Consider the following 14268-nt stretch of genomic DNA (forward strand, 5'->3'; position numbering starts at 1 on the left):
GATCCACATCCGCATTGCTCTCATGAACCGCTTCTCCGCCCTCGGCACCGCCGAGATCGTTCGCGTCAGCTGAGTTCAGCGGGGAAAGGGGCAGCTCACGCCGCTAGCTGAGTTGCGCAACAACGCCACATGCTGGGTTCAGAGGCGCAGCTGCGCAGCAAGCGTGAATTGATCGAGCGGTTCATCGAACAGCATATGCCGAAGGCACATGACAGCGGCGCCAGTGTCGAAGAGACCTTTCTGGCCTTCTGGAACGACGAGCGGATTAAGGCGATGGAAGCCGTTTGCGCCGAGGAGGGCATTGCACCGGCGGCATTTCAGCGTTTGGTGGAAGACTACCAATTCACCGGCAAGCCGCCCTTGCGAGAAGCAGTAATCGATGTGCTGGAGCAAAAGCCAAGGATCCTTGAACGCAAAAAGATCACCGAGCGGATCATCGAAAAGTTGCTTGGGCTAGTCGCGACGTTCGATGATGGGCTGGGAGGGATATGACGAAAACGGCGGGAAACGGGCAATGAGAATGCCGCAGTGCGTCCGCAAGAGTTGGCGATAGCAACCGTTCGTCATCCACAGCGTAGAGATTGCAACGCGCAAGCACTAGTCGTTCGTGGCGCTGCCCTGGAGTGGCAGAAAAACCTGCAAGGCGGCCGTTGCAGCCTCGAAAGTGGATCAGTGCACACGAGGCCCCCAGCGAGTGTTGATAAGATGGATTTCCAGCCAGTCCGCCAGCTTTTCCGCATTTGAGATCGCCGTAAAAAGCTGCTCTCGTGAAACATGGACGGCAGGATTAAGAAACGAAAGGTTCTGCATCTCGCGATCATTGAACATGGCGCGATCCACTTCGCTCATGAAGAAATGGTAGCCGGGCGTGTCAGCATCCACCCTGCCATGAGTCACACGCATTGAAGTTATGTCCTCCGGGTGCTGGTCGCGGTTCCTTGCAAGGATGACATGCTCGATAAGATCAAGATCGGCCGGGCATTCCTTTCGCACGATGGCCGAAACCTGCTCGAAACAAATCAAGTAGCCATTGAGGAAGCCCTTCCTGAAAGCCTTCTTGCGGTCGGCTTCGTCCCAACGAACGCCCAGCTGTCGTTCCCAAGTTTTGAAGTAGAGCTGCAATGAGGGCGAGAGCATCGACAGGCAGGTGCGGCCAAGCACCTCAAGCGCTTCAGATGCCTCGATCCATTCGACGAGGTAGGCCGGTTCGCCATCCTCACTGTACGGCGGATTGTCGAAGGGCGGCGCGCCCTGCTCAATCGCCTCCATCGTCTGAATGAACGGAGCGGCTGCCGTGGAGTAGAACTGGCGAATGAAGCGGGTACGCTCTTTGAAGAAGAACAAGACGTCCATGATGCTGTCGACCTCAGAGGATCCCATCTGTATTTGTTTTCATAGCGGATTGAGCGTCAAGATGGCGCGCTCGAAAGACATGCCATTCCTGTCGGTAAGACTCCGGTCCGGTGGCATGAAGAACCGGCCCGGTAAGGTCGCCGGTCGGCCACCCGATGCGATTTGTATTGTTGCACGACGGGTGAAACATGCCGATGGTCGGTAAGCGCGACGACTTGGCCCTATGCGGCGAGGCTTGACGGCTGCGAATGCCGCCACGGCATGAGGTACTCGATGCGGTTTCTTGGGTGGCCGTCGAGAAGGGAACGGACAGTGTTGGTGAAACAAAGCCGAGAGATTTCCCACATCTAAGTTTAGGCCGATCATCGCGTTGTGATCCACAGCGAAAGCATAGCCCTTTTGCCCTGCCATTCGCCACCGACTCGAATGAACCCCGAGCGTTCGAGGTTGTTACGCATTGTGTTGCTGTCCGTCGTGGCGAAGGTGGGCACGGTGATCTTCTCGGCAATGGCTGCGATGAGCCTTCCGGAGAGTCGCTTTCCCTGCATGTCGGGGGCAACCACCACATAGCCGAGTTCAGAGGCAGCCTCGAAGCCAGTAATCGGCGTGCCAGCCTTGGCAAAACTTTCGCGACGATAGGTTGCGTTAGGCCGCTTCCATGCTGCCGCGGCAACGATCCGATCTGTGCTTGCCTTGCGCAGCAGCGCAACGTACCGGGTCCGCTTGAGCCGCGCGAGGAGCTGGTCGACGGTTCCGGCAACAGCCTTCCCACCAACAACAAGCTGTGCGACTGTGCTCTGATCTCTAGACGCGAGATCTTCGAAGCTACCGGACCAAAGATAAAGGTCGTGAACCATACACGTCTCCCGAGACTACTATTTGGATTAGAGTTGAGCTTTTTCCTTGTGTCATCGCACCGACAGGCTTGTTGCGACGGACCAGACTTGGACCCCATTCACCTCAAGTTCAATTCTGCGCTTCGTTTCTGGATGGAGCGGAGACGAAAAGAACACGTAACGATTTCGCTCCGCCCGAGTCGCCAACTTCATCAAATCTTTCTTCAGTTTGTTATTGTTGCGCGGATCGACTGCGGCGAAGGTTTCAGCGCCGACTTGCCCCTCAGTAATGCTCATTATGTCGAGAGGGTGAGACATGTATGCTCCCGGTGCAATCACGTATCCTGGCTCTTCTGGATGGAGATCAAACAACAATCTCGCGGCTTCAAGGGCTACCAGATAAGTTGCCGTCTGATTGACCTGTTCGATTACATTCAGCGCGTGGCCTGCGAATGGATGAACGCCCACGGGGTCGAACTTAAACGCACGAAACAGCTCCATCGGGCTGCCTGAATATTGTCTGATCCAGCGGTATGTCCGTTCGGCGGAGGAGTAAATTGCTTCCAGATGCACATCTATTTCCTGCTTGCCGTGTACGGTGAGATACTGCGCCACGCCTATTCCTTTTCTTTGCCGTCCAACCCTACGGCCTGCAAAGCAGCCAAGGCAAGTTGAACGTCCGACTTGCCTCGCACGACGGGCTTTACCCGATTGACCTCGCTGCATCGAGCATTGCCGCCCGGTCTGGGGAAGCCATCTTACATATGGGTGTTCCCTCGACCGACGGGTCTAGGCCGTGAGCTGACACAATCCCCCCTGCCGATGGTTCCTCCCCAGCCCCGAACGTATGCGGGGGGGCGCAGCGCGGCGTTTCGCTAGCGACAGGCAGTTTCACCGGGGAAGCCAGGCGGAATCCACCTGACGGGTGATCTTGGGAAAAGTGACCCATTATCAAAGGGTTGCGGAATCACGATCTTGACGCGCTGGATTCTTTGCGGAATCCAGGGAATCCAGTTTGCGGAAGCCACTTTGCCGGAAGCCAGCCAGCGGAAGCCACTTACAGGGAAGCCATTGAATCCGCGTGCATTTTTCATTTGACAAAGCTGCCCCCCTTGACCTACCCATTGATCATCGAAGAATTGCGCCCGGAGGACACCCCTCGCGGGCGTTTTTCATTTCCCCACATCGCGGATCCTGATCGTGACGCTGGCAGCGCCCAGCGCGCATCGGCATGTCCGCTCTGCCCTACATGAAAGCATCCTGATGGACCTGGTCTTTGCGCCGAGCCAGATTGAAACCTGGCCGATCGACAGGCTGCGCCCCTATGCCCGCAATGCTAAGATCCACGGCACGGACCAGGTCGCCAAGATCGCCGCCAGCATGGCCAAGTTCGGCTGGACCGTGCCCTGCTTGGTGGCCGACGGTGGCGAGCTGATCGCGGGGCACGGCCGGGTGTTGGCCGCCATCATGCTGGGGATGAAGGATGTGCCGGTGATCCGGCTCGGCCACCTCGACGAAGCCGAGCGCCGGGCGTACCGGATCGCCGACAATAAATTGACCGAGCTGGGCGAATGGGACGAGGCGATGCTACGCGACGAGATCGCGGGTTTGCTGGCCGAGGATTTCGACCTGTCGCTGCTTGGCATCGCCGACGAGGATCTGGACGCCCTGCTGCGCGATCCGGATCAGGCCGAGGGCGGTGCCGTCGAGGGCGAAGATGACATTCCCGAACCGCCGGTCACGCCCGTTTCGGTTGGGGGCGACCTTTGGCAGCTGGGGTCGCACCGTCTGATCTGTGGCGACAGCACCTCCGCCGATGTGGTCGGGCGGCTGCTCGGCGATGTTCGCCCGCTGCTGATGGTCACCGACCCGCCTTACGGCGTGGAGTATGACCCAAGCTGGCGCAACCAGGCAGGAGCGGCCAAGACCAAACGCACCGGCAAGGTGTTAAATGACGACCGTGCCGATTGGCGCGAGGCTTGGGCGCTGTTCCCCGGTGATGTCGCCTATGTCTGGCACGGCGCGCTTCACGCGGCGACGGTTGCTGAAAGCCTATTGGTTGCAGGTTTTGCCATTCGCTCGCAGATTATCTGGGCCAAAGATCGGCTGGTGCTCAGCCGCGGCGATTACCACTGGCAGCACGAACCCTGCTGGTATGCGGTGAAGAAGACCGGCAAGGGCCACTGGGCCGGGGATCGCAAACAGACCACCTTGTGGCACATCTCCGGCAAGGATCAGGATGCCGACACTGTCCATGGCACCCAGAAGCCGGTGGAATGCATGCGCAGGCCGATCCTGAATAATTCCAGCCCTGGACAGGCGGTCTATGAGCCGTTCATGGGATCCGGCACCACACTGATCGCGGCAGAAACCACGGGCCGGGTGTGCTTCGGGATCGAACTGAACCCGGCTTATGTCGATGTCGCCATCGAGCGCTGGCAGCAGTTCACCGGTGCCAACGCCCTGCTGGCCGACACCGGAGAGAGTTTTGCCGACCTCAAAGCCAAAAGGCTGGCGGCATGAATGCGCCAATCCTGCCGGGCCGGATTGAACACTGGCCCCTCGCCCGGCTTAAACCCTACGCCCGCAACGCCAAGACCCACGACGCCGACCAGGTGGCCAAGATCGCCGCCAGCATGGCCGAGTTTGGCTGGACCGTGCCGGTGCTGGTGGCCGTCGATGGCGAGTTGATCGCGGGCCATGGTCGCGTCCTGGCCGCCGCCCACCTCGGCATTTCCGAAGCGCCAGTCATCGTGCTGGGCCATCTGACCGAGGCGCAGCGCCGGGCCTATCGCATCGCCGACAACAAATTAACTGAGCTGGGCGGCTGGGATGAGGGCCTGCTACTGCAGGAATTGCATGCGCTGTTGGCAGAGGATTTTGACCTCGGGCTGATTGGCATCCTAGAGGATGAGCTGGAAGCTTTGCTGGCGGACGCTGACGACCGCCCGGCAATTTCAGACGATGCCGCCGATTCCATCCCCGAGCCACCCGCCGATCCGATCACCAAGCCGGGCGACATCTGGGCGCTGGGCAAACACCGGCTTTGCTGCGGCGACGCAACGGATCCTGCCGCCGTGGCCCAGCTAATGCAGGGCGAACAGGCGACGCTGATGTTTACCTCGCCACCCTATGCCCAGCAGCGCGACTACGGCGCGGCCAAGGAAAAGGTCGGCGATTGGGATGCGCTGATGCAGGGCGTGTTCACCACCGCGCTGGTCACGACCGACGCACAGCTGCTGGTCAATCTGGGCCTCGTGCACCGCGACAGCGAATGGCAGCCCTATTGGGAAGGATGGGTGGAATGGATGCGCAGCTCTGGCTGGCGACGGTTTGGCTGGTATGTGTGGGATCAGGGCCCCGGTTTGCCGGGCGATTGGAACGGCCGCCTGGCCCCGTCGCACGAGTTCATTTTCCACTTCAACCGCGCCCCGCGCAAACCGCACAAGACCGTCCCGTCCAAGCACGCGGGCGAAACCCTCGGCGGCGGTGGGCTGCGCGGGGCCGACGGCAGCGTCCACGCCAAGACCGGAACCGGCAACGCGATCCAGAGTCATCGCATCCCCGACAGTGTGTTCCGGATCATGCGCCACAAGGGCGGGTTGGGCGCTGCCGGATCGCACCCGGCCGTGTTCCCGGTTGCGCTGGTCGAGGCAGTCCTGACGGCCTTCAGCGATCCAGGCGATCTGATCTATGAGCCGTTCTGCGGCTCCGGCACCCAGATCGTCGCCGCCGAACGCGCTGGGCGACGCTGCTTCGCGATGGAACTGGACCCGGTCTATTGCGACGTCGCCGTGCGGCGCTGGGAGTTCGCGACGGGGAGTTTGGCAGTATTGCAAGGCTGTTGATGCCGCAGCCCAGAGAAATACGGGGAAATCATAAGGCATGGACGCACTGGACGATGGACGCGGCCAAGAACTGCATGTGCCATTGCAGATGGTAAAATCGGGTATTTGTTTCACCTCAACCATTTTTTTGGTAGGCTGTCTCGCATATGAGTTGGAAACGAAAATGGGAAAAAACAAAAAGAGCACTCCCCCGGACGACGATCTGGAAGCACTGCAACAGTATATTGTGCAGCTCGAGGGGGCGCTGGCTGATTATGCACAACGTTTCGGTCTAACCGACAAGGCGCGTGCAGCTCTGAGCTTTCACTCCACGCATAGAGAGCCACGCCGGTAATTCCAACCGGGGGACTGGCGCGCTTCGTCTCACTCAGCGGTTGGAGTTTCAGGTAACACGCTAATATGCGGAGCTCCACCCAACCGATAGACCCGCCCTCTCCTCTCCTCTTTTGCCGAGGACACAACCAGCCCCAGCTTCTTGCCCAAAGCACCCGACATGGCACCCCTCGCGGAATGTGCCAACCAGCCGGTTGCGGCGACGATCTCGTCCATCGTGACACCTTCGGGTCTCTGAAGCAGAGAAATCAACATGGCCTGCTTTGTCCCGCCGCGTGGATTGGGCATCCTTGATGCGGGTAGCTGGACGGCGTTTTCGCGGATCGCGACCACGGTTTTCACCACCGCTGGTTCAATTCCGATGGCCGACAAGCCAGCGTCGGTCACCACCAGCGTGGTGCCATGGCCATCGCCGGTTTCGCGCCAAAGCGGTTCGCTGCGCCGCAGGTTGGCGTCGACCTCCTGCAGCCAGCCGTGTTCGATCATCCTGTTGACGGCCATCTTCGCCGCCGCACCGGCCAGCCCTTTGGGCAGAGGCAGGGCGATGTTTTCCGGGCGCTGGGCCCCGGCGCTAAGGATGATGGTCTGGGTTTCGGTCAGCTTGGTCATGGCGGGTTCCTCTATTCGTCGTTGGCGGCAAGGAAGGCGGTGATGCGCGACATCAGGTCGTTGTGGCCGTCGGCATCCGTGCCGATGATCACGTCACCATCGTCATCACGTTCCAGATCGGCGATCTCGCGCAGCAGGGCGATGGCGTCATCGCAGGCGGCCAGACGTTTGGCCTCCCATGCGGCGGTGAGGGCGTCCTGTTCAATCTGGTGGCGCTGGGCGGGATCAAGCGGCATGTTCACCCTCCTTGAAGGCGGCGTCGGTGATTTGGCGCAGCAGGCTGGCGTAATGGTTCAGGGTGCCGACATGGCCCCAGTTGACCTCGTCGGGGCTGGTCTCGAAGTGGTCGTCGCTCAGGGCCTTCAGGCGCTCCAGCATCGCGTCGATCTGGAACTTGGTGGTCATGAAGGCGTCGAGGGCGTTCGACCGGTTTCTCGAACCGGTGGCGAAACCGGTCTCACCATTGTCGATGGCGCGGCGGGTGGTCATGACGGGTGTCCTTTGGGTGAGTTGCATCGTTTCTATGTAATCACCATCGCTCCAGCGGGGCGGCTAGTGTAGGTAAATCCAAGCAATATCAGTGCTTTCTGATTACACTCCGGGCGCATCGGCTTGCGGCACCACATGCACCCACTGGCATCCGATCCACATGTAAAGATGCGCGAATTCCCGCGTCGGGCGGGACAGGATGCGGGGATCGCGGGGCGGGCTGAAGCAATCCAGCGCCTCGGGCGTGACCTGCCGGATTTCACGGGCGGAGAGGATATCCTCGGGCTTCCAGCGCGCCAGCGCGGGCAGCATGTGGGCGGGATAGCCGTCAAAATGCACGTAGACATGCGCCCATTCCTCGGGGCCGAGCTGGATGGCGATTTGTGCGCGGGTGCTCATCGTGCCACCTCAAATCAGCTGCAGATCGACCAGCACAGCGCTGGCGGCGGCCAGCTGCGTGGTCGGCAGGTCGATCTTGAGGTGCGAGAACAGGTCCGAGCAGTCAGCCTTGATCCCGCCCTCGCGCAGAGCGGCCTCGATCACCTCCGCCACCAAGCTGGGGCGGCTGCGGTCGAGGTTTTCCGGCAGCGTGTCGATGTCGATGCGGATGGTGGTGGTGGCCATGGTCATGATCTGGTCTCCGATCCGGGGGTGATTTCCTGAAACCAGAATCGCTCTACGCAGGAGTGTAATCAACTGAATAGTCACATTATTTTCGTTTAACTTCAATATCTTGAGGTCAGTCGCAGCGCCATGGAAGGTATGTCCGAGCGGGAGTATTCCGCCCATTCCGGCCTCTCGCGCGGGGCCATCCAGAAGGCGCGCCGCGCCAGTCGGTTGGTGGTCTACAGCGACGGGTCAATCAACGCCGCCGCGTCAGATGTGCGCCGGGCCGAGATGACCGATCCGGACCAGCAGCGGCGCAGCACGGGTGGCGACAGCGGGTTCAGCGGTCCTGCAGACAGCTCATCTTATCTGAAGGCCCGCACTGCGCTGACCGTCTACCAGGCGCAGGACAAGCAGCTGGGCATCCAGAAGAAGAAGGGCACGCTGGTCGACCGGGCCCGGGCGGAAGCGCTGGTGTTCCGGTTGGCCCGACAGGAACGCGACACTTGGGTCACCTGGCCCAACAGAGTGGCAGCGCTGATGGCGGCCGAAGTGGCCTTGGGAGTGGAGAAACAAACCGGAACGCCGGTGATCATCGAGGCCGCGATCCTGCAGAGGGTGTTGGAAGCCCATGTCAGACAGCACCTCGACGCCCTCGCCGATCTCAGGGTCAGCCTCGGATAGCGATGACCTGACCGCAGATCTCGACCTTGGCTTTGACGGGGCCGAGGACATCCTGCGCTCCTGGCGCAAGGGGATGCGTCCCGACCCAGACCTGACCGTGTCGGAATGGGCGGATGAACACCGCTGGCTGTCGTCTCGCGGTGCGGCCGAACCCGGGCGATACCGGACAGCGCGCGCGCCCTACCTGCGCGAGATCATGGACGCGCTGTCGCCGCGTCATCCGGCGCAGCGTGTGACCTTCATGAAAGCGGCACAGGTCGGGGCCACAGAGGCTGGCAACAACTGGATCGGCTTTGTCATCCATCATGCGCCGGGGCCGATGCTGGCGGTCTTGCCATCGCTGGAACTCGCCAAACGCACGTCGCGGGGCCGTCTTGATCCCCTGATCGCGGACAGCGCGGCTCTGCGCGAACGGGTGAACCCGGCCCGGTCGCGCGACGCGGGCAATTCAATGCTGTCGAAGGAATTCCCCGGCGGCATCCTGGTGCTGACCGGTGCCAACAGCGCCACCGGCCTCCGATCGATGCCTGCGCGGTATATCTTTCTCGACGAGGTAGACGCCTATCCCGCTTCTGCCGACGAGGAAGGTGATCCGGTAACTCTGGCGGAAGCGCGGACCACCACCTTCTCGCACCGGCGCAAGGTGTTCATGGTCTCGACCCCGACGATCCGGGGATTGTCGCGTATTGAACGGGAGTTTGATGCCAGCGACCAGCGGCGGTACTTTGTGCCCTGCCCCCATTGCGGCGCAATGCAGTGGCTGCAGTTCGAACGCCTGCGCTGGGACAAGGGACTTCCCGACACCGCCGCCTACCACTGCGAGGGCTGCGAAAAGCCCATCGCCGAGCATCACAAGACGCAGATGCTGGAGCGGGGCGAGTGGCGGGCGACGGCAGTGTCGGCCGATCCGCATTCCATCGGCTTCCATATCTCGGCGCTTTATTCGCCCTTGGGCTGGAAAAGCTGGCAGCAGATCGCGCGCGAATGGCTGGCGGCGCAAGGCTCGGAAGAGATGCTGCGCGTCGCGCGCAATACCCTGCTGGGTGAGACATGGGTGGAGAGCGGCGACGCACCGGAATGGCAACGACTGGCGGAACGCCGCGAAAGTTACGCCGGTGTGCAAATCCCCGTCGGCGGTCTGTTCCTGACCGCTGGCGTCGATGTGCAGAAAGACCGGATCGAGGTCGATGTCTGGGCCTGGGGCCGGGGTTTGGAGTCCTGGCTCGTCGATCACATCGTCATTGCCGGTGGCCCCGACGATCCGACCTGCTGGGACAAGCTGACAGCTTTGCTCGGTCGGACATGGACCTGCGCCAATGGCGCAGTGATGCTGTTCGGCAAGCTGGCCATCGACACCGGCTATGAGGCCCCGGCGGTTTACGCGTGGGCGCGGAAGCAAGGAGTCGACCAAGTCGCCCCGATCAAGGGTTTGGAAGGCTTCAACCGCGCCACGCCGGTGTCGGGGCCGACCTTCGTCGACGCCACTATTGGCGGCAAGCGTCTGCGCCGGGGCGCGCGGCTCTGGTCGGTGGCTACGGCGACGTTCAAGACAGAAACCTACCGCTTTTTGCGGCTGGAACGCCCCTCGGACGAGGACCTGACGCTGGGCGTGCTCGATGCCCCCGGCACGGTGCATTTGCCCGACTGGATCGACACCGAATGGCTGAAGCAGCTGGTGGCCGAACAGCTGGTCACGGTGCGCAACAAGCGCGGCTACGCCCACCCCGAATGGCAGAAAATGCGGGAACGCAACGAGGCGCTGGACGCCCGCGTCTACGCGCGGGCGGCAGCATGGATCATGGGCGCGGATCGCTGGGACGAGGCAACCTGGCGGCGGCTGGAAGCGCAGGCAGGGGTGGAAACCCGACCGCCAGTCGTCCCGGCAGCTGTCGGAGTTGAGGCCTCAGAACCGACCACACCCACCCCGCCCAAGGCTGGGACGCCAACCACGCCACGGCGCAAACGCCGGGCTTACACACCGAACTTCATGAGGGACTGAAATGGATCTGGAACGGATGCGCGCCCTGTTGGCAGCACTTCAGGAGGCCCGTTATGCGGGCGTCCGCTCGGTCAGCTATGACGGCAAATCGATCAACTATGGCTCGGACGCGGAACTCGCGAATGCCATCAGCGATCTGGAAACCCGGATCTCCACAGCCACGACCGGCACCCCGCGTCGTCGGCGCTGGGGCACGGTCGCCTCAAAGGGTCTGTGATCCATGGCATTCGAGGCTTTCCGCCAGCGGCTGGGGTCGATCATCGGCGGTTTCGATGCTGCGCAGGCCCATCGTCGCCTGCGCGGATTCCGAGCATCCCGTGCCCATGTGAACACGCTGATCGCCGCTTCGGGCGACACGATCACCGCCCGTGCCCGCTGGCTGGTCCGCAACAACGGCTATGCGGCGAATGCGGTGGAAAGCTTCGCCAGCAATGTCGTCGGCGATGGCATCAAACCTTCGTCGACCATCGCAGATGCCGCCAAGAAGGAAGAGTTGCAGGCGCTGTGGCTGGCATGGACCGACGATGCTGACGCCGAGGGTCTGACGGATTTCTATGGGCTGCAGCGCCGGGCCGCGCGCGAGGTGTTCCTGTCGGGCGAAGTGTTCATCCGCATCCGTCCGCGCCGGGCCGAGGACGGCCTGACCGTGCCGCTGCAACTACAGATGCTGCCCGCCGAAATGCTGCCCTTGGACATGAACCGCACCCTGCCCGGCGCGGGACTGATCCGGCAGGGCATCGAGTTCGACGGCATCGGCCGCCGCGTCGCATATCACTTCCTGCGCCGCCATCCCGGCGATCTGACAGATCCCGGCCTCGCGGGCGAAACCGTCCGTGTCGCGGCGGCAGACGTGATCCATGTCCTCGACCCGGTGGAAGCGGGCCAGCTGCGCGGCGTGTCGCGATTCGCCGCCGCCATCGTCAAGCTGTTCACGCTGGACCTCTATGACGACGCCGAACTGGAGCGGAAGAAAATCGCGGCGATGTTCGCGATGTTCATCACCTCGCCCGCGCCAGAAACCCCGCTGGAACCGACCGAGGAGGATCTGGAGGTCGAACCCGGCCAAGTGGTGCGGCTGGATCCGGGCGAAGATGTCTCGACACCCGCAACGCCAGACTCCGGCGGCACCTACGAGCCGTTCCAGTACCGGACCCTGCTGCAGATCGCGGCCGCGCTGGGCGTCCCCTACGGCTATCTGACCGGCGATACGGCCAAGGGCAACTTCTCCAACACGCGGATCAGCCTCATCGAGTTCCGCCGCCGCATCTCGGCCTGGCAACATGGCGTGCTGGTCTATCAGCTCTGCCGCGCCGTCTGGGTGCGCTGGATGGACACTGCTGTGTTGTCAGGTGCCTTGGACTTCGCTGGCTACGACAGCCAGCGCCGCCAATATCAGGCCTGCGCCTGGCTGCCCACGAAATGGGACTGGATTGATCCGATGAAGGACGCCTCGGCCGAGATCCTGCAGATCGAAGCGGGCCTGAAATCTCGCACGCAGGCCTTGGCAGAGCGTGGGTGCGACGCCGAGCAGGTCGACCGCGAAATCGCCGCCGAGCGGAAACGCGAAGCGGCGCTGGGTCTCGACTTTCGCCGTCCGGGTTCCCCGGCGCAGGGGCCGAGCGAAGGCAGCAAGACGGGTGAGGATCCCAACGCAGAAAAGGACGATGAGGCCGACGACACCGGCGACGAGAAATCTGACCCGAAGGAGGGCGCATGATGCACCACGCGCAAATCGCCCAGCGCGCTTTCAACACGCCATTGATGGTGGACCCGGCCAAGGCGCTGGCCTTCCTGTCCGGTCTGGGCCCACGCATCACCGGACAGGAAATCACCTTCCAAGGGCTGGAGGTCGACGCATCCGATCAAGCAACGGCCACACTGCCAGCCCGCGCCTCGCTGTTCGGGAACGATCTCGCCCAGCGGCACCAGCGGAACGGCACCCAGCCCTTTACGTTGGTCGATGGCATCGCCGTGATCGAAATCGCGGGCACACTTGTGTACCGTGGCGCGTGGATCGGGCAATCCTCTGGCCTCACCTCCTACGAGGGCATTGCGGCCCAACTGCAGGCGGCGCTGGCCGATCCTGGCGTTCGCGGTATCGCACTGGACATCGACAGCTTCGGCGGCGAAGTCGCAGGGGCCTTCGATTTGGCGGATCGCATCCGAGCGGCCCGGGCGCAAAAGCCGGTCCACGCCTTTGTCGCCGAACATGCGCTGTCGGCTGGCTATGTCCTCGCCTCCCAGGCCGAGCGAGTCATCCTTCCGCGCACCGGTGCTGTCGGCAGTATCGGCGTCGTGGCGCTGCACACAGATATGAGCGGCGCGCTCGATCAGAAAGGGATCGCCGTCACGCTGATCCATGCCGGGGCCCACAAGATCGATGCGAACCCGTACCAGCCCCTGTCCGAAGCTGTGCACGACCAGATGCAGCGCGAGTTGGAGGTTGTGCGGTTCCTCTTTGCAGAAACCGTCTCTGCCGGTCGTGGTGATCGGCTGACCCATGAAGCCGCGGCGGCCACCGAAGCTGCGGTCTTCCGCGGGGCCGACGCCATCGCTGCTGGTCTGGCCGACGATCTCGCCGATCCCGTCGCCGCCTTCCACGCCTTCGCCGCCGCACCCCGCGGCTCCAGTTCCTCCAACAGAAAGGGTCCACAGATGACCACCACGCCCACAGAAACCCCGAACCCGACACCGGTTGCCGCTCCTCTGGCGGCAATGCCTGCGGTCGCGGCCGCGCCAGACGCACCGGCTGCGGCGGCCGATGCTGCGCCCAGCGCCATGACCGCTGACGCTGTGCGTGCCGAAGCCGCCGAGGTAGCGCAGGTTTGCGCGCAGGCCGACCGGCTCGGCGTGACCATCGACGCGGCCGACGCGGTCAGCAAGGGTCTGAAGCCCGAGGCCCTGCGCGCTAGGGTTCTGGCCGATCTTGCCGCCCGCAGCGATGCGGCGGGCATCATCGCGACTGCCCCCGCGGCGGCAGCTGCCAAAGACAGCCCGATCATCGCTGCCGCCAAGAAGGCTGCGACCGACGCCAAACGCTGAGCCAGCGCCCCTTCCCCACCCCAGAACATGGAGACTGACAAATGCCCGTCCTGACGGAACAGCCCAGCATGGGCGATGTCCTCAAATATGAGGTCAACCCGAACTACACCCGCGAGGTGATCACCCTGCTGCAAGGCCAGCCCTACCCGGTCGGTTCGGTGCTGGGCAAGATCACCGCCAGCGGCAAATACAAGCTGGCCACCAGTGGCGGCAGCGACGGCGCGCAGACCGCGACCGCCGTCCTGCTCTATGCGGTCGATGCCACGCTTGCCGATGCTGTCGGCATTGTCGTTGCCCGTGGCCCCTCGATCGTCTCGCGTGCGGGCCTCGCCTATGACGCCACTGTCGATGACGGCGCCAAGATCACCACCAAGATCGGCCAGCTTGCCGCCGTGGGCATCATCGCCCGCGATGGCGTCTGACGCACGAGCTCTGACGCTTGGCGTCGCCACCCCGCCCCCTCTTTCCC

Annotated in this window: 18 protein-coding genes; 10 read left to right on the forward strand and 8 right to left on the reverse strand. The window is 62.7% G+C overall.

The annotated features are described in order from the left end of the window. Positions 1-129: 129 nt before the first annotated feature. Complete coding sequence (locus IC63_RS14430; protein WP_036721584.1) at positions 130-492, forward strand: type I restriction endonuclease subunit R, EcoR124 family; 363 nt, start codon at positions 130-132, stop codon at positions 490-492. Between the two features lie 177 nt (positions 493-669). Here IC63_RS14430 and IC63_RS14435 read toward each other — a convergent pair whose 3' ends face one another. From IC63_RS14435 to IC63_RS18265, 3 genes are all read right to left on the reverse strand, one after another. Continuing rightward, a complete protein-coding gene (locus IC63_RS14435) occupies positions 670-1353 on the reverse strand; it encodes a hypothetical protein (protein ID WP_156965510.1) in 684 nt (227 codons plus the stop codon). A gap of 362 nt (positions 1354-1715) precedes the next feature. Continuing rightward, positions 1716-2210 carry a hypothetical protein gene (locus IC63_RS18260; RefSeq protein ID WP_156965511.1) on the reverse strand — a complete coding sequence of 165 codons (495 nt, stop codon included), beginning with the start codon at positions 2208-2210 and terminating at the stop codon, positions 1716-1718. A 51-nt stretch (positions 2211-2261) separates the two neighbouring features. After that, positions 2262-2804 (reverse strand): hypothetical protein, encoded by a 543-nt coding sequence (locus tag IC63_RS18265; RefSeq protein ID WP_156965512.1) that lies wholly within the window; start codon positions 2802-2804, stop codon positions 2262-2264. Between the two features lie 648 nt (positions 2805-3452). Between IC63_RS18265 and IC63_RS14440 the strand changes: the two genes are divergently transcribed. From IC63_RS14440 to IC63_RS18270, 3 genes are read left to right on the forward strand one after another with little or no spacing between them, the layout of a single operon-like run. Beyond that, positions 3453-4712 (forward strand): site-specific DNA-methyltransferase, encoded by a 1260-nt coding sequence (locus IC63_RS14440; RefSeq protein ID WP_036721586.1) that lies wholly within the window; start codon positions 3453-3455, stop codon positions 4710-4712. Next, positions 4709-6037, forward strand: coding sequence for a site-specific DNA-methyltransferase (locus IC63_RS14445; RefSeq protein WP_036721589.1), 1329 nt, complete (start codon positions 4709-4711; stop codon positions 6035-6037). Before IC63_RS14440 ends, IC63_RS14445 begins: the two co-directional genes overlap by 4 nt. A 37-nt stretch (positions 6038-6074) precedes the next feature. Next, positions 6075-6371 (forward strand): hypothetical protein, encoded by a 297-nt coding sequence (locus IC63_RS18270; protein WP_139182501.1) that lies wholly within the window; start codon positions 6075-6077, stop codon positions 6369-6371. Between the two features lie 29 nt (positions 6372-6400). On the opposite strand, the gene IC63_RS14450 is transcribed toward IC63_RS18270, so the two are convergent. From IC63_RS14450 to IC63_RS14470, 5 genes are all read right to left on the reverse strand, one after another. Further along, positions 6401-6979: a DUF3489 domain-containing protein gene (locus IC63_RS14450; RefSeq protein WP_052042277.1), complete on the reverse strand. Its 579-nt coding sequence runs from the start codon at positions 6977-6979 to the stop codon at positions 6401-6403. 11 nt (positions 6980-6990) lie between these two features. Then, positions 6991-7215 carry a hypothetical protein gene (locus tag IC63_RS14455; protein WP_036721591.1) on the reverse strand — a complete coding sequence of 75 codons (225 nt, stop codon included), beginning with the start codon at positions 7213-7215 and terminating at the stop codon, positions 6991-6993. Further along, the gene (locus IC63_RS14460; RefSeq protein ID WP_036721593.1) at positions 7205-7468 is read right to left on the reverse strand and encodes a hypothetical protein; all 264 of its coding nucleotides are present in this window, start codon (positions 7466-7468) and stop codon (positions 7205-7207) included. Before IC63_RS14460 ends, IC63_RS14455 begins: the two co-directional genes overlap by 11 nt. A gap of 102 nt (positions 7469-7570) precedes the next feature. Further along, complete coding sequence (locus IC63_RS14465) at positions 7571-7867, reverse strand: hypothetical protein (protein WP_036721596.1); 297 nt, start codon at positions 7865-7867, stop codon at positions 7571-7573. Between the two features lie 9 nt (positions 7868-7876). Continuing rightward, a complete protein-coding gene (locus tag IC63_RS14470; RefSeq protein ID WP_036721600.1) occupies positions 7877-8098 on the reverse strand; it encodes a hypothetical protein in 222 nt (73 codons plus the stop codon). 123 nt (positions 8099-8221) lie between these two features. Here IC63_RS14470 and IC63_RS14475 point away from each other — a divergent pair, with 123 nt between their 5' ends. The 6 genes from IC63_RS14475 to IC63_RS14500 are packed head-to-tail and all read left to right on the forward strand — an operon-like array spanning position 8222 to position 14221. Then, positions 8222-8758 (forward strand): hypothetical protein, encoded by a 537-nt coding sequence (locus IC63_RS14475; RefSeq protein WP_036721602.1) that lies wholly within the window; start codon positions 8222-8224, stop codon positions 8756-8758. Continuing rightward, positions 8706-10757, forward strand: coding sequence for a phage terminase large subunit family protein (locus tag IC63_RS14480; RefSeq protein WP_036721604.1), 2052 nt, complete (start codon positions 8706-8708; stop codon positions 10755-10757). The genes IC63_RS14475 and IC63_RS14480 overlap by 53 nt, the downstream gene beginning before the upstream one ends. A gap of 1 nt (position 10758) precedes the next feature. Beyond that, entirely contained in the window at positions 10759-10974 is a 216-nt protein-coding gene (locus IC63_RS14485) for a phage head-tail joining protein (protein ID WP_036721606.1), read from the forward strand. A 3-nt stretch (positions 10975-10977) separates the two neighbouring features. Then, positions 10978-12474: a phage portal protein gene (locus tag IC63_RS14490; RefSeq protein ID WP_036721609.1), complete on the forward strand. Its 1497-nt coding sequence runs from the start codon at positions 10978-10980 to the stop codon at positions 12472-12474. Further along, complete coding sequence (locus IC63_RS14495) at positions 12474-13799, forward strand: S49 family peptidase (protein ID WP_036721629.1); 1326 nt, start codon at positions 12474-12476, stop codon at positions 13797-13799. The genes IC63_RS14490 and IC63_RS14495 overlap by 1 nt, the downstream gene beginning before the upstream one ends. A 41-nt stretch (positions 13800-13840) precedes the next feature. Then, positions 13841-14221 carry a head decoration protein gene (locus IC63_RS14500; protein ID WP_036721623.1) on the forward strand — a complete coding sequence of 127 codons (381 nt, stop codon included), beginning with the start codon at positions 13841-13843 and terminating at the stop codon, positions 14219-14221. Positions 14222-14268 lie beyond the last annotated feature (47 nt).

The organism is Paracoccus sphaerophysae (assembly GCF_000763805.1).
In the GTDB taxonomy this organism is placed as follows: Bacteria; Pseudomonadota; Alphaproteobacteria; order Rhodobacterales; family Rhodobacteraceae; genus Paracoccus; species Paracoccus sphaerophysae.